We start from the raw sequence: 18494 nt of genomic DNA on the forward strand, positions 1-18494 counted from the left end.
ACGAGTACGAAGCCCGGCCGTCGTGGTGGCGTTGCGGCCGGGCCAGACAGCGGCAGTCGGTCAGTCCTCGCTCGCTGTCAGCTTCTCCAGCGCGGCGACCAGCTCGGTGCGCCGCTGGTCGGACGTGTTCTTCTGCTCCTGCGCCGTCCAGGCGAGCGCGAACCGGTCGACCTGCCGCCAGTCGCTGCCGACCTTCTTCATTTCCTTGACCCAGTTCGCGGCGACTGCCGGCGTCTCGTACTCGTAGATCGAGACGGTGTAGGTGGCAATGAGCTGGACGCAGTCGTTCTTGTGCGGCTCTTTGCCGGCAGCCTCGTTGGAGCACAACTTGGTGTTGTCGGTCTGGTCGCCGAGGTCGACGACGCCGGTTGCGTCGGCAAGTTCGGCCGCGACTTCTTCGGCGGTGAGGCGGTCGGGCTCGTCGTTGCTGGAGCAGGCGGTAAGTGCGAGCGCGGTGATCGCTATGGCAGTGACGGTGTGGCGGTGGCGCATGTTCTCCCCGGGAACGCGGTGGTTGCGGAGGAATCATGCCGTACCCGGGACGGGACTTCTTTCCCGGCATGCCTGATCCCGTACTGCCGCGCCCATGTCCGCGACGCGGCGCACACAGCCCGGGCTGACCTTACGCCCGCCGTACCTCTGTATCCCGTACCCATACCTCGTACATTCGGCCTGTGCGTGACTGATTGCCGCGCCTCGCGATAGTCGTCACACGCCCCCGCTCGAGCGGTGCGCGTGCCACGCGGCGAGGGACATGCCTGTCCCCCACCGATTGTCCGCTGCTCCACCCTCCCGAAAGGTCACCCATGACCTACCTGCTGCACGGCCCGCCACACCACCGAGGAGTAGCCGTCACATGCCGCTCGGCCCGGACACTCCTCTCTCCAGCAAGCTCGCCGTACCGCTCAACAGGAAACGCAGGACCGAAGGGAAGACCCCCAGCACGCGCGCGCTAGCGGCCGCAACGGCGGCAACACCAGGGGCATGACCCACCAAGTCATCAACGATCTCCTGAACGGGGTGCAGTCCCACCCGAAGAGCTCCCAACTGATCGGGCTCGCAGAGGCGTTCGAAGGGGATGCGTACGTGTTCAACCCCAACTACTACCGGCGCTGCGCCTGCAAGGCGCCTGCCCTCGACGACCTCCAGCCCGGCGACATCATCTACTGGTACAACAACAGCCGGCACAACGGCCTCTCCATAGGCGACGGCAAGGCCATCCACGCGCCGCGCACGGGCAAGAACATCGAGATCACCAACCTCGGCTCCATGCCGTACTTCGCCGCCACGCGGCCGTGATGGCCGCGTGGCTGCCGACTGCAGCCGGCCATATCTAGAAGCAGTGCCACCGAAGAGAGACCCCGAATACTCGTGGTCGTCCTAACTGGGCAACCCGCAGCCGAGCATGGTCGCGTACACGGTCTCGGCGACGTTCTGTTCGTCGTGGCGAGGGAAGCGGGAGGAGTCGGGCGGCGTCAGTGGCGGCGCAGGATCGGATGCCGATATCGGTTTCGTCACTTCCGGAGGTGGCCAGGGTGCGGGAGTTCCAGCGGGGTGCGGTGCGGCTGCACATCCTGCATCACGCGGCCGAGGAGGAGATCCACGGTGCGTGGATGACCGAGGAATTGGCCTCCCACGGCTACCGGATCAGCCCCGGCACCCTGTATCCGACGCTGCACCGGCTGGAGGCGGAGGGGCTGCTGGTGTCCGAGCAGCGGGTGGTCGACGGCCGCACCCGGCGGGTGTACGGCGACCGAGGCCGGGAAGCAGGGGAAGAAGGGCCTGCGGAAGATCACCTCCGCAGCCACCATGCACCGCATCAACGACACCCTCAGCTCGGCTCTGTCCTGGGGCGTCAAGCGCGAACAGCTCTTCCCGAGGAACTGGGCCCAGCTCGTGGAGCTGCCGGCGGTCACCCGGCCCAAGCCGCTCGTCTGGACTTCCGAGCGCATCGAGCACTGGAAGCGCATCGGCGAGAAGCCCGGCCCGGTCATGGTCTGGACACCGGAGCTGACCGGTCAGTTCCTCGACTTCGTCAAGGACGACTGGCTCTACGAGCTGTGGCACAGCTTCATCTTCCTCGGCCCCCGCCGCGGCGAGATGGCCGCCCTACCCTGGACGGAGGTCAGCCTCGATGCCCTGTGGCTACGGATCTCCCAGCAGATCGTCGAGGTGGCGTACGAGCTCTACGGAGAAGCGCCAAAGGCCGACAGCGTTCGCACCCTGTCCCTGAGCCTGGAGTCCGGGGACAACCTCGCCGCCTTCCGCGCGAAGCAGGAGAAGCAGCGCCAGCCGTGGGGAGACGCCTACGTCGAGAGCGGCCGGGTCTGGACGCACGAGAATGGCGAGGCGCTGCACCCGACTGGATATCCCGACGCTTCACCCGCCTCATCGAGCTGTCCGGCCTGCCGCCGGTCCGCCTTCACGACCTGCGGCACCTCGCCGCCACCCTGTCCCTGCTTGCCGGGCACGACATCAAGGTCGTCCAGGAGAAGCTGGGGCACTCCTCGCGCCAGATCACCTCCGACACGTACACCAGCTTGCTGCCCGAGATGATGCGGGCCGAGGCCGAGTCGGTCATGGCCGTCGTCCCCTTCCAGGTGCGCACGCCGCTGACGATCCCGGAGACAGCCTGGCAGAACGACATCGCCGTCTTCTTCGCGCACGGCGCCAGGCAGTCAGGTGACACCTGGGCCGTCGGAGCTCAGACCCGGCCGGACTCCGACCTCCTCGGCATGATCACCCTGACCGGCCGGGGTCAGGACGACGCCGCCAACGGAGCGGTGAAGTGGGTGCGTGATCACTGCTCCGCGAGCGACCTGGAGCTGGTGCGTGTGGAGAACTTCAACGACCGCTACCTCGAGGAGCAGCGAGCCGACTTCTCGCTCACGCGCTTCATGGTCGCCCGCTCCGAGTCCCCGACCGTCGAAGGGTGGGCCCTACCGACCGGCCTGCCTCCGGCTGCGTCCCGCCACGGTCTCCGGGCTCCGAACAGGCGCCGGAAGGCGGCGTGAGGGCGCTTCTGTCCACTGAATCGCCCCCGCGTCCACTGTGTGTCCACTGGATCTTGGTCTGAGCGGATGAACGGGGGGCACCACCTTGGAGTGGTGCCCCCCGTTCTCGCGTTTCCGCAGGTAGAAACGGTTCTCTGGGAGAACCTTGCGGTGGGGCGGGTGGGACTCGAACCCACGGCCGACGGATTATGAGTCCGCTGCTCTAACCGGCTGAGCTACCGCCCCCAACGGCGTGTCGCGCACATGTGTGCGCGCCGTCTGCCGCAGCATAGCCGCTCATACGATCTCCTGCTTCGGATGGTCGGCAAGACCACGATCATGAGGACCGCGCTGCCGCCCAGGCGGTTCCACGCCGGGACGACAACATGGAACAACATGGAAAAGGGCCCCCGAGGGGCCCTCTTCCGTCTCTGCTCCCCCGGCTGGACTCGAACCAGCAACCCTCCGGTTAACAGCCGAATGCTCTGCCAATTGAGCTACAGGGGATCGCGCTCCCCCGACTGGACTCGAACCAGTAACCTGCCGGTTAACAGCCGGCTGCTCTGCCAATTGAGCTACAGGGGATCGTCGCGTGTGCACCGAACGTACCCACCCCGGGTGTTCCCGGGCGGCGCTCGCTCGCTGCGACACATACATTAGCGCAAGCAGGGGGGTGCTCCGCCAATCGGTTCCCCCCGGTGACCACGCGGTGAGCTCCGGGCAGGCGCCCGGGGTGATCGCAGGGTGATCTCGGGGCCTCGCGGGTAGGCGAGCACCACAAGCTCACGGTCCGTATCGAATCGGTGTCGGCGACGACGCCTGCGAAGGGTGGCAGCCATGCGCTACCGGCTCACGTTCATGGCCGGACTCGGTGTGGGATACGTGCTCGGCGCGCGGGCCGGGCAGGAGCGTTACGAGCAGATGAAGAAGTCGGCGCGGGAGTTCGCGCGGAACCCCGCCGTGCGGAACGCGGCGGAGTCCGCCGCGCTGACCAGCCGCGAGGTGGCGGGCAAGGCGCTGCACGCGGTGAGCGACAAGGTCGGCGACCGGATGCCCGACGCGGTTGCCGAGCGGGTGCGGTCGCTCCGGGAACGGAGTCAGGGCGGCGAGGACGACTGGGGCACGAGCAATACGTAGCCCGCCTCCCGCGCCGGTCCCTCCCGGCCGCATCCGAGCCCCGCGCCTTTCCGGCGCGGGGCTCGCCCGTGGGGGACGTGATGACGGCCGGCCCCTGACGGACGCGGCAGGCGCCGCCCACCCCGTTGCGAGGCCCTCCGGCCGTGCGAGTGGCGCGAGTGCGGCAGAATCTGAAGGCATGGGGATAGTCGCCGGGCTGGACAGTTCGTCCGCATTCACTCGCATCGTCGTCTGCGATGCGGACACGGGCGCCGTACTGCGCCAGGGATACGCACCGCATCCCGTCGAGGCCAAGGCCACCGACGTCGATCCGCAGGCGTGGCTGCTCTCACTGGGCGAGGCCGCGGCCGGGGGGCTGCTCGAAGGCGTGCAGGCCATCGGCGTATCCGCGCAGCAGCACGGGCTGATACCGCTGGACTCGTCAGGTGCGCCCGTACGGCCCGCCATGGTGGGGAACGACAAACGGGCCCAGGCCGCGGCGGCCGATCTGGTGGAGGCGTTCGGCGGGCGGCAGGCGTGGGCCGAGGCCGTCGGCTCCGTACCCCAGTCCGGGCTGCCCGTCTCGAAACTGCGCTGGCTGGCGCGGACCGAACCGGATGCGGCGCGGCGCACCGCGCTGGTGCTCCAGCCCCATGACTGGCTGGTGTGGCAGCTGCTCGGCAGGCCGGTGCGGAAGACGACGGACCGCGGCGCGGCGTCCGCGACCGGGTACTGGTCCGCGGGCACCGGCTCGTACCGGCCCGATCTCGTCGAGCTCGCGCTCGGACATCAGGCGGCGCTGCCCGAGGTGCTGGGCCCGTCCGACGCCGCCGGGACGACGCCGGAGGGGCTGCTGATCTCGGCCGGCACCGGCGAGACCATGGCCGCCGCGTTCGGACTGGGGCTCGCGACCGGCGACGCGGTGGTGTCCCTCGGCGCCACCGGTTCCGTGATGGCGATCCACCACGAGGCGCTCGCCGACCCGTCCGGGATGATCACGTCGTTCGCCGACGCGACCGGCATGCATCTCCCGGTGGTGCACACGCTCAACGCCGTACGCGCGCTCCGCGGCACCGCCGAGCTACTGGGCGTCGAGGATCTCTCCGAGCTGTCGGCGCTGGCCATGAAGTCCACCCCGGGCGCCTCCGGCCTGGTGCTGCTCCCCTATCTGGAGGGCGAGCGCACCCCGCACCTGCCGCACACCGCGGGCACCCTGACGGGACTGCGGCGCGAGTCGATGAAGCCAGAGCATCTGGCGCGTGCCGCGTTCGAGGGCATGCTGTGCTCGCTGGCCGACGCGCTGGACGTGCTGCGCGGACGCGGAGTGGTGGTGCGCCGGGTGTTCCTGCTGGGGCAGGCCGCGGAGCTGCCGGCGGTCCAGGCCGCCGCCCCCGCGATCTTCGCCGCGCAGGTGGTCGTGCCGCAGCCCGCCGACTACGCGGCGCTGGGCGCGGCCCGGCAGGCGGCGTGGGCGTTCGGTACGGCGCAGGGGACGCTCGCTCCGCACACCCCGCCGTCCTGGCAGGGCGCGGCCGCGCAGGTCTTCGAGGCGGGTGACGAACTCTCCGTCGGCCAGGCGGTGCGCCAGCAGTACGCCGCGACGCGCGAGCAGATCCATCCGGGGGCGTTCAACCCCTGACCGGGGCGCGGTCCTCGGGCCGCCGGGGGCCCGGACCTGCCCGGTGCCGAAGCGCCTCGGCCGGCGGCTGCCGTTCGAGACGCCGCACGGCACGTTGATCGGCCCGTACGCGGCCGCCCGGTGGTCGCGGCCCCCGTCGTCCCCGATCTGCCGGCGGCGACGAGTCCGGCACGGGCCGCGGCGTCCGGGCTGAAGGAGTGCTCCGCGTGGCAGGACGCGCCGAGCCCGGTACGGACGGTGCCGCACGAGCCCGGGCGGGCCCTGCGCGACGGCTCGCCGCCACCGGGCGAGTACGCGGCGGGCTGGGTCGAGCGGGACGTCCGACCGGGCCCGGAGCGGCGACCGGACGCCGGCGCACCGGCCGTCGTCCACGGGCGGGTTCTTGACCGGGCCTTGGCGAAAACCCTTGGGCAGCCGGTGGTCCGGTACCGGAGTATGGGGGGCGACTCCACGAATGCCGCCGAACCGAGAGACAGCCGCGCGTGCTCATACGACTCCTCCGGACGTTCCTGCGTCCCCACCGAGAGGCGATCACCCTGCTGGTGGCGCTGCAACTGCTCCAGACCGGCGCCACCCTCTATCTGCCCACGCTGAACGCGGACATCATCGACAACGGTGTCGTCCGGGGTGACACCGGGTACATCCTGACGTTCGGCGCGCTGATGATCGCCGTCAGCGTCGTCCAGGTCGTGTGCAACGTCGGGGCCGTGTACTACGGCGCGCGGACCGCGTCCGCGCTCGGACGGGACGTGCGGGCCGCCGTGTTCGACCGGGTCCAGTCGTTCTCGGCGCGCGAGGTGGGGCACTTCGGCGCCCCGTCGCTGATCACCCGTACGACCAACGACGTCCAGCAGGTCCAGATGCTGGTGCTGATGGCGTTCACGCTGATGGTGTCCGCGCCGATCATGTGCGTCGGGGGCATCGTGCTGGCCCTGTCCCTCGACGTTCCGCTGTCGGCGGTGCTGCTCGCGGTCGTCCCGGTCCTCGGCATCTCGGTGTCGCTGATCGTCAGGAGGATGCGACCGCTGTTCCGGACCATGCAGGAGCGGCTCGACACCGTGAACCGCGTGCTGCGGGAACAGATCTCCGGCAATCGCGTGATCAGGGCGTTCGTGAAGGACGGCTACGAGGAGGACCGTTTCCGCGGGTCGAACACCGAGCTGATGGACGTGTCGATGGCGACCGGCCGCCTGATGGCGCTGATGTTCCCGATCGTGATGACCGTCGTGAACGTGTCGAGTGTCGCCGTCGTCTGGTTCGGCGCCCACCGCATCGACGGCGGCGGGATGCAGATCGGCGCGCTCACCGCCTTCCTCGCCTATCTGATGCAGATCGTCATGGCCGTGATGATGGCCACCTTCATGTTCATGATGGTGCCCCGCGCCGAGGTCTGCGCCGAGCGCATCGAGGAGGTCCTGGCGACCGGGTCGAGTGTCGTGCCGCCGCTCGCGCCCGTGCGTGAGACGGCGCGCCACGGCCATCTCGAGGTCCGCGGCGCCGGCTTCCGCTACCCGGGCGCGGAGGAACCCGTGCTGCGCGGGGTGGACCTGGTGGCCCGGCCCGGTGAGACGACCGCGGTCATCGGCTCGACGGGCAGCGGCAAGTCGACCCTGCTGGGGCTGGTTCCACGGCTGTTCGACGTCACCGACGGCGCGGTCCTCGTCGACGGGGTGGACGTGCGGGAGCTGGACCCGGCGCTGATGGCGCGGACCGTCGGGCTCGTACCGCAGAAGCCGTACCTCTTCTCCGGGACGGTGGCCACGAACCTCCGCTACGGGAATCCCGAGGCGACCGACGAGGAGCTGTGGCAGGCGCTGGAGGTCGCGCAGGCCGCCGACTTCGTGCGCGGGCTCGACGGCGGGCTCGACGCCCCCGTCGCCCAGGGCGGCACGAACGTGTCGGGCGGCCAGCGGCAGCGCCTCGCGATCGCGCGGACGCTGGTGCAGCGGCCGGAGATCTATCTGTTCGACGACTCCTTCTCCGCGCTGGACTACGCGACCGACGCGGCGCTGCGCGGCGCGCTGGCGCTGGAGACGGCCGAGTCCACGGTGGTGATCGTCGCGCAGCGGGTGTCGACCATCCGCGACGCCGACCGGATCGTGGTCCTCGACGAGGGCCGGGTCGTCGGCACGGGCCGCCACCACGAGCTGATGGCGGGGAACGAGACGTACCGGGAGATCGTCCTCTCCCAGCTGACCGAGGCGGAGGCTGCCTGATGGCCGGTCCTGGCGGACGTATGACGATGGGCCAGTCCGGCGAGCGGTCCATGGACTTCAAGGGCTCCGGGCAGCGGCTGCTGAAGCAGCTGCTGCCGGAGAGGCGGGCCCTGTGGGTGATGGTCACGGCCGGTGTGCTGAGCGTGGGGCTGTCGGTGGTCGGGCCGTGGATCCTCGGCAAGGCGACCGACCTCGTCTTCGCGGGCGTCGTGGGCCGGGAGATGCCGGCCGGACTGTCCCGGGACCAGGCCGTCGAGGCGCTGCGCGAGCGCGGTGACGGCGGCCTGGCGGACATGCTGTCGGGGGTGGACTTCACGCCCGGCCGGGGCATCGACTTCACGGCCGTCGGCGGGGTGCTGCTCGTGGCGCTCGCCGTGTTCGCGGCCGCGGGGCTGCTCATGCTGGTGTCGACGCGGGCGTCGATCCGGGTCATCAACCGGACCGTGTACCGGATGCGCGAGGACGTGCAGGCGAAGCTGGCGCGGCTGCCGCTGTCGTACTTCGACAGGGCCAAGCGCGGTGAGGTGCTGAGCCGGGCGACGAACGACATCGACAACATCTCGCAGACGATGCAGCAGTCGATGGGCCAGCTCATCAACTCCCTGCTGACGATCGTCGGCGTGCTGGTGATGATGTTCTGGATCTCGCCGCTGCTGGCCCTGGTCGCGCTGGTGACCGTGCCGCTCTCGGTGGTGGTGGCCGCGAAGGTCGGCAAGCGCTCGCAGCCGCAGTTCGTCCGGCAGTGGCAGTCCACCGGCCGGCTCAACGCGCACATCGAGGAGATGTACACGGGCCACACACTGGTGAAGGTCTTCGGGCGCCAGGGGGAATCGGCGAAGGACTTCGCCGAGCAGAACGATGCGCTGTACGAGGCCGGGTTCCGGGCACAGTTCAACAGCGGGATCATGCAGCCGCTGATGTTTTTCGTCTCCAACCTCAACTACGTACTGGTGGCGGTCGTCGGTGGACTGCGGGTCGCGTCCGGCACGCTGTCGATCGGCGACGTCCAGGCGTTCATCCAGTACTCGCGCCAGTTCTCGATGCCGCTGACGCAGGTGGCGTCGATGGCGAACCTGGTGCAGTCCGGGGTGGCCTCGGCCGAGCGGATCTTCGAACTGCTGGACGCCGAGGAGCAGACCCCCGACCCGATCCGCGGGGCGCGTCCCGAGGAACCGAGGGGTGCGGTCGCGCTGGAGAGGGTGTCCTTCCGCTACGACCCGCAGAAGCCGCTCATCGAGGATCTGTCGCTGGAGGTGGAGCCCGGTCAGACGGTCGCGATCGTCGGCCCGACGGGGGCGGGCAAGACCACGCTCGTCAATCTGCTGATGCGCTTCTACGAGGTGACGGGCGGCCGGATCACCCTGGACGGGGTCGACGCGGCCACGATGTCCCGGGACGACCTGCGGGCCGGGATCGGGATGGTGCTGCAGGACACCTGGCTGTTCGGCGGCACGATCGCGGAGAACATCGCCTACGGCACCGCGCGCGAGGTCACCCGGGAGGAGATCGAGGAGGCGGCGCGGGCGGCCCACGCCGACCGCTTCATCCGGACCCTTCCCGACGGCTACGACACGGTCATCGACGACGAGGGATCCGGCGTGAGCGCCGGGGAGAAGCAACTGATCACCATCGCCCGGGCGTTCCTGTCCGACCCGGTGATCCTGGTGCTGGACGAGGCCACGAGCTCGGTCGACACCCGCACCGAGGTGCTGATCCAGAAGGCTATGTCCCGGCTCGCCGACGGACGTACGTCCTTCGTGATCGCGCACCGGCTCTCCACCGTCAGGGACGCGGACGTGATCCTGGTGATGGAGAATGGGTCCATCGTCGAACAGGGCACGCACGACGAGCTGTTGGCGGCGGACGGCGCGTACGCCCGGCTGTACGCTGCGCAGTTCGCACAGGCGGTCGCCGAGGTCGACTGACCCGCGACGACCAGCGGAGCCCCACGGGGAGCGACGGGAACGACGGGGAACGGGGAGACCGGATGGAGAAGAAGTCAGGCACGGGGGTGGCACTCGGGATCTCGCTGGGCATGGCCGTCGGGGTCCCGATCGGGTTCGCTTTCGACAACCTGGGGCTGGGCATCGGGCTGGGCGTCGCCATCGGCTCGGGCGTCGACGCGCGCAACGCGCGGTCCACCGAGGGGCCCTCCGACGGCGACGCTCAGTCCAGATAACCGCGCAACTGGTCGGCGTAGGCGTGGTCGCGCAGCTTGCCGAGCGTCTTGGACTCGATCTGGCGGATGCGTTCCCGGGTGACGCCGAAGATCCGGCCGATCTCCTCCAGGGTGCGGGGCCGGCCGTCGGCCAGCCCGTAGCGCAGCTGGACCACCTTGCGCTCACGCTCGCCGAGCGTGGAGAGAACGGCTTCGAGGTGCTCCCGGAGCAGCAGGAACGCGGCTGACTCCACGGGTGACGCGGCGTCGCCGTCCTCGATGAGGTCGCCGAGGGAGACATCGTCCTCCTCGCCGACCGGCGCGTGCAGCGACACCGGTTCCTGGGCGAGCCGCAGGACCTCGCCGACGCGTTCGGGGGGGAGGTCGAGCTGGGCGGCGACCTCCTCGGAGGTGGGCTCGTAGCCGCGTTCCTGGAGCATGCGGCGCTGGACCCGCACGACGCGGTTGATGAGTTCCACGACGTGGACGGGTACGCGGATGGTCCGTGCCTGGTCGGCGAGGGCCCTGGACATGGCTTGGCGGATCCACCAGGTCGCGTACGTCGAGAACTTGTAGCCGCGCGCGTAGTCGAACTTCTCGACCGCGCGGATCAGTCCGAGGTTGCCCTCCTGGACGAGGTCGAGCATCGTCAGCCCGCGGCCGACGTACCGCTTGGCCACGGAGACCACGAGCCGCAGATTGGCCTCGATCAGCCGGCGCTTGGCCATCCGGCCCATGACGACGAGCCTGTCCAGGTCGAGGGCGAGCTGGGAGTCCAGGTCGGGGGTGTTGCCCAGCTTCTCCTCGGCGAAAAGCCCCGCCTCGACCCGGCGGGCGAGATCCACCTCCTCGGCGGCGGTGAGCAGCGGGATGCGCCCGATCTCCCGCAGGTACTGCCGGAACAGGTCGGACGAGGGGCCGGCCCCACCGGTGTCCGTACGGGGCGGCGGCGCGGGCAGCTCGGGCGGCTCATCAGTCCTGGTGGCGTCGTGCGACGCGGGAGGCTCGGGCAGTTCCGCCGTACCCGGGCCGTCCTCGGCCGCCGCGACGTCCGGCACCGGCGGGGGCTCGTTCTCGGGGTGGTGCGCTGCCCGGCTCTGCGGCGGGACCGCCGCGACCGGTTCGGCTTCGGTCAGGGTCCGGGTCTGCACGGGAGCGACCTCCAGGCTGGGTGCTGCCGGTCGGGGGGCAGGCGGCAGCGGGACGGGGACGGCGGCCGGGCCGCTGTCCGTCCCGTACACGATGAGCGGATCCGCGGGGTTGAGTGGCCCACCTGCCGTGGACCGGCCGCGCTCCGGGGACTCAGGCACCGCACCCCAGTGTGGGGTACGACACATCACCGCCACGAGGGGCGTGCGGTGACTTTTTGCGTCCGGTCCGTGACCGCGCGGTTACCGGCGTGCGGACGGTACGGGGTGGGGCGGCGTGCGGGCCCGGCGGCGGAGGCGGCCGGCCCGCACGGGCCGCCGTCCCCGCGGGGGTCCGGTCTGCCTGCGGCGTCCGGCTACAGCGCGTCCGCGCCGCGGTTGCGGAGCGACTGGCCGTACTGCTGGAGCACCCACAGCTCGTTCTGCACGGCGGCGGCCCGCTCGGGGTCGGCGTGGGCGCCGAGGCGCGCGAGGGCGCCCTGGACGTCGCGGATGCGGCGGTCGACGGCGCGCAGCCGGACCTGGACGAGCTGGACGCCCGCGTAGCCCTCGTCGACGGTCCTGGAGTGGACGGCCTCGACCGCGAGTTCGGTGACCATCGCGCGGACGGAGTCGTCGGGCGCGGCCTCCCGGACGCGGGCCAGGTAGGCGGGCGGATCGGGGACGCCGAACTCTGCGCCGCCCGCCTCGGCGATGGCCTCGCGCACGGCGGCGTACGGCGGGGCCGTGAACTCGTCGGCCCCGTAGGCGTCGAAGGCCGGCGAGACCAGCTCCGGGTGCTGGAGCGCGAGCTTCAGCAGTTCGCGCTCGGTGCGGTGGGCCGGGCTGCGCAGGTTGAGCGCGGGCCCGCCGGCCCGTGGCGAGGGGTGCGCGGTGTCGTGGGCCTGCGTGTGGCGCGCCGGGGCCGGTCCCTGGCCTCCGCCGCTCCCCCGCTCCCGTGCCCACCGGGCGAGCTGGGAGACCCGACGGACCACGAACTGGGTGTCGAGGATGCCGAGGAGGCCGGCGAGCTGGACGGCCACCTCGTGCTGGGAGGCGCTGTTCTTGATCCGCGCGACGATGGGCGCCGCCTCGTCGAGCGCGGCGGCACGGCCGACCGGGGTCTCCAGGTCGTAGTTCTTCACGATCTGCCGGATCGCGAACTCGAACAGCTGGTTGCGCGGCTCGGCGAGCTCCCGCACGGCCTCGTCGCCCTTGGCGAGCCGCAGATCGCACGGGTCCATGCCGTCCGGGGCGACGGCGATGAAGGTCTCGGCGGCGAACTTCTGGTCGTCCTCGAAGGCTCGCAGCGCGGCCTTCTGGCCGGCCGCGTCACCGTCGAAGGTGAAGATCACCTTGGCGCTGCCGTTGTCCATCAGCAGCCGGCGAAGGATCTTGATGTGCTCGCCGCCGAAGGCCGTGCCGCAGGTCGCGATCGCCGTCGTGACGCCCGCGAGATGGCAGGCCATCACGTCCGTGTACCCCTCGACGACCACGGCGCGGCTGGACTTGGCGATCTCCTTCTTCGCCAGGTCGATGCCGTAGAGCACCTGGGACTTGCGGTAGATCGCGGTCTCGGGGGTGTTCAGGTACTTCGGGCCGTTGTCGTCGTCGCGCAGTTTGCGCGCGCCGAAGCCGACGACATCGCCGGAGATGTCCCGGATCGGCCACATCAGCCGGCCGCGGAAGCGGTCGATGGGGCCGCGGCGGCCCTCCTGGGAGAGACCCGAGAGCAGCAGCTCCTTGTCGGAGAAGCCCTTGCCGCGCAGGAAGCGGGTGAGGTGGTCCCAGCCGGCCGGGCTGTAGCCCACGCCGAAGTGCTGCGCGGCCCCCTGGTCGAAGCCGCGCTCCGCGAGGAACTTCCGGCCGATCTCGGCCTCCGCGCCGTCGAGCTGCTCCACGTAGTACTGGGCCGCGATCCGGTGGGCCTCCACCAGCCGGATGCGTTCGCCGCGCTGGTGGGCCGGGTTGTACCCGCCCTCCTCGTAGCGCAGGGTGATTCCGGCCTGGGCGGCGAGGCGCTCGACCGCCTCGGAGAACGACAGATGGTCGACCTTCATCACGAAGGTGATGGTGTCCCCGCCCTCCTGGCAGCCGAAGCAGTGGAAGAGGCCCTTGCTCGGACTGACCTGGAAGGAGGGGGACTTCTCGTCGTGGAAGGGGCACAGGCCCTTGAGGTTGCCGCCGCCCGCGTTGCGCAGCTGGAGGTACTCGGACACGACGGAGTCGATGGGGACCGCGTCCCGCACCGCCTTCACGTCGTCGTCGTTGATCCTTCCCGCCACGCGTAAATCTTAAGGGGCGGGTGTGACAGCTCCGAGCGGCGTGCCCGGATCGGCGAGGGCGTCCGTGTCCACGGCGCTGCCGGAGCGGATCAGGCCCTGGATGCCCTCGGTGACGTCCCACACGTTCACGTTCATCCCGGCGAGGACCTTCCGGTCCTTCAGCCAGAAGGCGACGAACTCGCGCTTCCCGGCGTCGCCGCGCAGCACGACCTGGTCGTACGTGCCGGGCGGGGCCCAGCCGGAGTACTCCATGCCGAGGTCGTACTGGTCGGAGAAGAAGTACGGGATCCGGTCGTAGGAGACCTCGCGGCCGAGCATGGCGCGGGCGGCGGCCGGGCCGCCGTTCAGCGCGTTGGCCCAGTGCTCCACGCGCAGCCGGACGCCGAGCAGCGGATGGTGCACGGCCGCGACGTCACCGGCGGCGTAGATGTCCGGGTCGGAGGTGCGCAGGGACGCGTCCACGGCGACGCCGCCGCCGTGCTCGCGGTCGACGAGCGCCAGTCCGGCGGCTTCGGCGAGGCCGGTGCGCGGGGCGGCGCCGATCGCGGCGAGGACGCTGTGGGCGGGGTGCTCGTCGCCGTCCTCGGTACGGGCGGCGAGCACCATGCCGTCCTGCCCGACGATCTCGGTGAGCCGGCTGCCGAAGTGGAAGCGGACACCGCGCTCCCGGTGCAGATCGGCGAACAGCTGCCCCAGCTCCGGGCCGATGGCCTGGTGCAGCGGCGTGGGCTCGGGCTCGACGACGGTGACCTCGGCCCCGTACCCGCGGGCGGCGGCCGCGACCTCCAGGCCGATCCAGCCCGCCCCGGCGATCACCAGATGGCCGTTGTCGCGTCCGAGAGCGGCCAGAACCTGACGCAGCCGGTCGGCGTGGGCCAGCCTGCGCAGATGGTGGACGCCGACCAGATCCGTGCCCGGCACCTCGAGCCGGCGGGGCTCGGAGCCGGTGGCGAGGAGCAGCTTGTCGTAGTGGACGGTGGTGCCGTCGCCGAGGAGCACGGACCGGCCCTCCCGGTCGACGGCGGTGACGGACTGGCCGAGATGCAACTCGATGTCGTGCTGGGCGTACCAGGCGGGCTCGTGGACGAAGACGGCGTCGCGCTCCTCCTTGCCGGTCAGATAGCCCTTGGAGAGGGGCGGCCGCTCGTAGGGGTGGTCGCGTTCGTCACCGATGATGATCACCCGGCCGGTGAAGCCCTCGGCACGGAGGGTCTCCGCCGCCTTGGCCCCGGCGAGCCCCCCGCCCACGATGACGAAAGTCCGATGTGCATCGACCACTTGTTGCCTCCCTGTTCACCGCCGGGGGTCCCGGAGGTGTCCTCCGGGATGACACAGCACGCTACGCCGCCTTACTGCGAGCGTCCCGCACAGAGCGTGATGGCGGAAGAGGGGGCGCTCCGGTGGGCGTACCGGAGCAGCCGGATCCGGCCCCCGTGACCGCCGGGCCGGGGGTCCGCGCCCACCGTGCACGGGACCGTGGCGGTGCGGGGCGGCCGTACGGAACCGGGCCGGACGGGCCAGATGGCCGCCGCGGGTCCGACCGGGCGGGCGCAACCGGTGCGACCGGGCGGGCTGCGGCGGAACGGCGACGGGTGGTATCAGGCCACCTGCCGCAGCCGGGCGCCCCACCCGGACGGCCCCGCGGTCACGGCCGGACGCCGCCGCGGTTCACCGGGCGTGCGGGCGCAGCCGGTGGTGCAGGGCCCGGGCGGAGGCATCGGTGAGGGAGGCGATCTGGTCGACGATCACCCGCTTGCGGGCACGGTCGTCGTGGGCGCCGTCGAACATCGCGCGGAACTGCGGGTCCAGGCCCTCGGGCGCCCGGGCGGCCAGTGCCTCGGCCAGCTCGGCGACGACGACGCGCTGGTCCGCGCGCAGGGCCTCCTGCTCCGCACGCTGCATCACATAGCGGTCGGCGACCGCCTTGAGGACCGCGCACTCCAGGCGGGCCTCCTCAGGGACGACCAGCTCGGCCGTGTACCGGGTGAGCCCGCCGGTGCCGTACGCCTGCCGGGTGGCGCCCTCGGCGGCCAGGCAGAACCGGCCGATGAGCTGGCTGGTGGCGTCCTTGAGCCGGGCCTGGGCGACGGCCGAGCCGTCGTAGCCGTGCGGCCACCACTCCTGGTCGACGAGGCGGTCGAGGGCGTCCGCGAGGGCCTGCGGATCGGTCTCCTCGGGGACGTAGCGGCCGATGGCAACCGCCCAGATCCCCGCACGCTCGGTCTCGGACAGCAGCACGTTCGGGTCGATGTGGCCGGCGTGCAGGCCGTCCTCGAAGTCGTGGACGGAGTAGGCCACGTCGTCGGCCCAGTCCATGACCTGGGCCTCGAAGCATGTGCGGTACACCGGGGCGCCCTCCCGCACCCAGGCGAAGACCGGCAGGTCGTCCTCGTACACACCGAACTTCGGCGAGCCGGGGTCGGTGGGGTGGCCGCCCCTGGACCAGGGGTACTTGGTGGCCGCGTCGAGCGCGGCCCGGGTGAGGTTCAGCCCGACGCTGATCAGCTCACCGCCCGACTCGGGAACGGCGGAGGTGACCGCGCCGGAGCGGACGAACCGTTTCGGCTCGATCCTGGTGAGCAGCCGCAGCGACTGGGCGTTGCCCTCGAAGCCGCCGCAGTCCTCGGCGACCTCGTTGAGGGCCTGCTCGCCGTTGTGCCCGAAGGGCGGGTGTCCCAGGTCGTGGGCGAGGCAGGCCGCCTCGACCAGGTCCGGGTCGCAGCCGAGGGCCGCGCCCAGCTCCCGGCCGACCTGGGCGCACTCCAGGGAGTGGGTCAGCCTGGTGCGGGGGCTGGGGTCCCAGGCCGCGCTGCGCGAGCCGGGCGTGACCACCTGGGTCTTGCCCGCGAGCCGACGCAGCGCCGCGGAGTGCAGCACCCGCGCGCGGTCGCGCTGGAAGGCCGTGCGGCCTGGGCGTTTGTCGGGCTCGGGGGCCCAGCGCGCGGTGGCCGCGTCGTCGTACTCGCAGGGGTCGCGATGATGCGCGCGGTGTTCGGTGCGGTTGCCCGTGGTGCCTTCCATGCCCACGACGGTAACGGCAGCGGCCGGGGCCGGGCGCGACTTCAGACGGTGACCAGCCGGCGCGGGTCGGTCGGCGTGTACGGGGCGTTCCGGGCCTCGTCGTAGCGCTGCAGCACGAGGCGGGCGAGCGCGGGGTGGGCACCGAGCGGCGCGGCCGCCATCCACGGCGCGGCGCTCCGCGAGGCCGTGGCGAACCGGCCGGGCGCGGTGAAGTACGAGGCCAGTGCCACCCGGTGCCGGCCGCGCGCGGCCAGGGCGCGCAGCGCCTCGGGCACGGAGGGCGAGACGGCGGAGGCGTAGGCGGGGAGGACGGGCACACCACCAAGGCGCTCGGCGAGCATCGCCGCGGTGCTGCGGGCGTCGGCGGCCGACGCGGGGTCGCGTGATCCGGCGGCGGCGAGGACCACTCCGGCGCCGCGGCCGCCGTCCTCCGGACCGCGCCAGCCGGCCTCCACGAGCCGGTCGTGGAGCGCCTCCACGAGCAGGGGGTGCGGGCCGAGCGGCGGGGCGATCCGGGCCCGGAGCCCCGGCACGGCGGCCACGGCGGCGGGGATGTCGTGCTTCACATGGAAGCCCCGGCCGAGCAGAAGCGGTACGAGCACCGCCTCACGGCCGCCCAGACCGGCGAGGGTGTCCGGCAGCAGCGGTTCGTCGAGCTCGATGTGCCCGAGCCGCACGTCGGCACCGGGACGCAGCTCCCGCACCCGGTCGAGCAGCCGGGTGACGGTCCGCAGGGCACGGGGGTCCCGGCTGCCGTGGGCGACGGCGACGAGTACGGGGGCGGCGCCGGCGGGCCCGGTGGCCGATCGGGCGGTGAACGGGTCGCCCGCGGCGGCGGACGGGGGGCTGGGGGAACTCATGGACCTGCGAACTCCGTTGAGCTGGACGTGACTGAGCTGTGCCCCCAGCTGCGCGGTGATACGGGTGAGCAGCTGCGCGGTGCTGTCGAGGGGCAGCGGGTTCGGGGCCAGTGACTCGCGAGGGTGTGCCGACTCCGTCATGAACCGATACTGCCCGGCGCAGGTTGCCGCGTCGTTGCGCCGCGGTGACGGGTGTTTACCGCGGCCTCACGGCGGCGCGGAGGGCGATGTCAGCGATGTCCGGGGGCGGAGGGCGACGCCGGGCGGAGCCGGCGATGTCCGGAAGGGCGCAGGTACGGGGACGGCCCCCGGAGACGCGTCAGCTCGCGAGCCATACGCGCAGTTCGGGGCCGGGCACACAGCCCTGCCCGGCCGCCGCCTCCAGGTCCTCCCCGTGCTCGTAGCCGACGACGGGCATGCCCGGCCACAGGCGGGCAACGGTGGCGAGGCAGCCGGACCAGGCGCGGTCCGGGTCGCCGTCCGCGGCGAAGACGTTCGAGAGGCCGACGACGGACTCGCTGCGGCTGACCACCGCTCCGGCGACCGTGCGGCTGCCGCCGTCGGCGGTGCCGGCGAGGACGGTGACGGTACGGTCCGACAGGAGTCCCGGACGGAAGATCCCGGTCCGGGCCGTGTCGCCCCCGGACCACGCCGCCTCCCAGCGGTCGAGGGCAGGGGCGGTCCGTACGGGGCGCCAGACGACGTCGTCGGGTGCGACCGGTGCGGCGAGCACGGCGGGACGGTGGATCCAGCGCGCCTGGAAGGCCACGTCGAAACCGTCGGCCGAGAGGTCCAGCCGCCCGAAGCTGTCCTTGACCGAACAGCCCGCCCCCGTGAGGTCGATCGCTCCCAGCACCTCGCGCTCCGTGGCGTCCGGGGCGAGTGTGACGGCATCCGGGTAGAACGGCGGGGTGCGCCGCTCGCTGGTCCAGGCCCGGTCACCGAACACCCCGGGGATCCCGTGCGCACGGCACATCGCGTGGCACCACTCGGCATTGTTCCGGGCAGAGACAGTGATCATGGCTCGATCATGCCGCAATCTGCGGCGCACCGGCATCATGTCCCGGAGCGGAGAACGC

14 protein-coding genes and 3 tRNA genes are annotated in these 18494 nt (G+C 71.7%); 7 read left to right on the forward strand and 10 right to left on the reverse strand.

Annotation, left to right across the window (positions count from 1 at the left end; genetic code table 11):
• Window positions 1-60 precede the first annotated feature (60 nt).
• Window positions 61-492, reverse strand: a complete 432-nt coding sequence (locus QMZ92_RS25330; protein WP_283299783.1) for a hypothetical protein — start codon at window positions 490-492, stop codon at window positions 61-63.
• 492 nt (window positions 493-984) lie between these two features.
• Between QMZ92_RS25330 and QMZ92_RS25335 the strand changes: the two genes are divergently transcribed.
• The gene (locus QMZ92_RS25335) at window positions 985-1299 is read left to right on the forward strand and encodes an NlpC/P60 family protein (RefSeq protein ID WP_283299785.1); all 315 of its coding nucleotides are present in this window, start codon (window positions 985-987) and stop codon (window positions 1297-1299) included.
• Window positions 1300-1496: 197 nt separating this feature from the next.
• Window positions 1497-3014, forward strand: coding sequence for a helix-turn-helix transcriptional regulator (locus QMZ92_RS36515; RefSeq protein ID WP_502962134.1), 1518 nt, complete (start codon window positions 1497-1499; stop codon window positions 3012-3014).
• Between the two features lie 151 nt (window positions 3015-3165).
• Here QMZ92_RS36515 and QMZ92_RS25355 read toward each other — a convergent pair.
• The 3 genes from QMZ92_RS25355 to QMZ92_RS25365 form a co-directional block, all read right to left on the reverse strand.
• Window positions 3166-3239 (reverse strand) — tRNA-Ile (locus tag QMZ92_RS25355).
• A gap of 188 nt (window positions 3240-3427) precedes the next feature.
• Window positions 3428-3500: transfer RNA gene (locus QMZ92_RS25360), tRNA-Asn, on the reverse strand.
• A 5-nt stretch (window positions 3501-3505) separates the two neighbouring features.
• Window positions 3506-3578 (reverse strand) — tRNA-Asn (locus QMZ92_RS25365).
• A 252-nt stretch (window positions 3579-3830) separates the two neighbouring features.
• On the opposite strand from QMZ92_RS25365, the gene QMZ92_RS25370 reads away from it, so the two are divergent.
• The 5 genes from QMZ92_RS25370 to QMZ92_RS25390 all read left to right on the forward strand — a co-directional run bounded on the left by QMZ92_RS25370 (window position 3831) and on the right by QMZ92_RS25390 (window position 10143).
• Entirely contained in the window at window positions 3831-4130 is a 300-nt protein-coding gene (locus QMZ92_RS25370) for a YtxH domain-containing protein (protein WP_283299786.1), read from the forward strand.
• A 178-nt stretch (window positions 4131-4308) separates the two neighbouring features.
• Window positions 4309-5748 (forward strand): FGGY family carbohydrate kinase, encoded by a 1440-nt coding sequence (locus QMZ92_RS25375; RefSeq protein ID WP_283299787.1) that lies wholly within the window; start codon window positions 4309-4311, stop codon window positions 5746-5748.
• A gap of 482 nt (window positions 5749-6230) precedes the next feature.
• Window positions 6231-7964: an ABC transporter ATP-binding protein gene (locus QMZ92_RS25380; protein ID WP_283299788.1), complete on the forward strand. Its 1734-nt coding sequence runs from the start codon at window positions 6231-6233 to the stop codon at window positions 7962-7964.
• Window positions 7964-9889 (forward strand): ABC transporter ATP-binding protein, encoded by a 1926-nt coding sequence (locus tag QMZ92_RS25385; protein ID WP_283299789.1) that lies wholly within the window; start codon window positions 7964-7966, stop codon window positions 9887-9889. The genes QMZ92_RS25380 and QMZ92_RS25385 overlap by 1 nt, the downstream gene beginning before the upstream one ends.
• 62 nt (window positions 9890-9951) lie before the next feature.
• Window positions 9952-10143, forward strand: coding sequence for a glycine zipper domain-containing protein (locus QMZ92_RS25390; RefSeq protein ID WP_283299790.1), 192 nt, complete (start codon window positions 9952-9954; stop codon window positions 10141-10143).
• On the opposite strand, the gene QMZ92_RS25395 is transcribed toward QMZ92_RS25390, so the two are convergent.
• From QMZ92_RS25395 to QMZ92_RS25420, 6 genes are all read right to left on the reverse strand, one after another.
• A complete protein-coding gene (locus QMZ92_RS25395; protein WP_283299791.1) occupies window positions 10131-11432 on the reverse strand; it encodes an RNA polymerase sigma factor in 1302 nt (433 codons plus the stop codon). The two genes, QMZ92_RS25390 and QMZ92_RS25395, sit on opposite strands and share 13 nt — an antisense overlap.
• 194 nt (window positions 11433-11626) lie before the next feature.
• On the reverse strand, window positions 11627-13534 hold the full coding sequence (gene dnaG / locus QMZ92_RS25400; RefSeq protein WP_283299792.1) for a DNA primase: 1908 nt from the start codon (window positions 13532-13534) through the stop codon (window positions 11627-11629).
• 9 nt (window positions 13535-13543) lie between these two features.
• Window positions 13544-14812, reverse strand: a complete 1269-nt coding sequence (locus tag QMZ92_RS25405) for an NAD(P)/FAD-dependent oxidoreductase (protein WP_283299793.1) — start codon at window positions 14810-14812, stop codon at window positions 13544-13546.
• Between the two features lie 390 nt (window positions 14813-15202).
• Window positions 15203-16555 (reverse strand): deoxyguanosinetriphosphate triphosphohydrolase, encoded by a 1353-nt coding sequence (locus QMZ92_RS25410; protein ID WP_283299794.1) that lies wholly within the window; start codon window positions 16553-16555, stop codon window positions 15203-15205.
• Between the two features lie 41 nt (window positions 16556-16596).
• Complete coding sequence (locus QMZ92_RS25415) at window positions 16597-17556, reverse strand: sirohydrochlorin chelatase (RefSeq protein WP_283299795.1); 960 nt, start codon at window positions 17554-17556, stop codon at window positions 16597-16599.
• Window positions 17557-17734: 178 nt separating this feature from the next.
• Window positions 17735-18436 carry a hypothetical protein gene (locus QMZ92_RS25420; protein WP_283299797.1) on the reverse strand — a complete coding sequence of 234 codons (702 nt, stop codon included), beginning with the start codon at window positions 18434-18436 and terminating at the stop codon, window positions 17735-17737.
• Window positions 18437-18494: the final 58 nt, after the last annotated feature.

The sequence above is a fragment of the Streptomyces sp. HNM0645 genome, assembly GCF_030056615.1.
Taxonomy (GTDB): Bacteria; Actinomycetota; Actinomycetes; order Streptomycetales; family Streptomycetaceae; genus Streptomyces; species Streptomyces marianii.

Excerpts from the sequence above, each read along its gene's own strand:
- QMZ92_RS25330 (WP_283299783.1), bottom strand. The coding sequence starts at position 492 with ATGCGCCACCGCCACACCGTCACTGCCATAGCGATCACCGCGCTCGCA.
- QMZ92_RS25335 (WP_283299785.1), top strand. The coding sequence starts at position 985 with ATGACCCACCAAGTCATCAACGATCTCCTGAACGGGGTGCAGTCCCAC.
- QMZ92_RS36515 (WP_502962134.1), top strand. The coding sequence starts at position 1,497 with ATGCCGATATCGGTTTCGTCACTTCCGGAGGTGGCCAGGGTGCGGGAG.
- QMZ92_RS25370 (WP_283299786.1), top strand. The coding sequence starts at position 3,831 with ATGCGCTACCGGCTCACGTTCATGGCCGGACTCGGTGTGGGATACGTG.
- QMZ92_RS25375 (WP_283299787.1), top strand. The coding sequence starts at position 4,309 with ATGGGGATAGTCGCCGGGCTGGACAGTTCGTCCGCATTCACTCGCATC.
- QMZ92_RS25385 (WP_283299789.1), top strand. The coding sequence starts at position 7,964 with ATGGCCGGTCCTGGCGGACGTATGACGATGGGCCAGTCCGGCGAGCGG.
- QMZ92_RS25390 (WP_283299790.1), top strand. The coding sequence starts at position 9,952 with ATGGAGAAGAAGTCAGGCACGGGGGTGGCACTCGGGATCTCGCTGGGC.
- QMZ92_RS25410 (WP_283299794.1), bottom strand. The coding sequence starts at position 16,555 with ATGGAAGGCACCACGGGCAACCGCACCGAACACCGCGCGCATCATCGC.
- QMZ92_RS25415 (WP_283299795.1), bottom strand. The coding sequence starts at position 17,556 with ATGACGGAGTCGGCACACCCTCGCGAGTCACTGGCCCCGAACCCGCTG.
- QMZ92_RS25420 (WP_283299797.1), bottom strand. The coding sequence starts at position 18,436 with ATGATCACTGTCTCTGCCCGGAACAATGCCGAGTGGTGCCACGCGATG.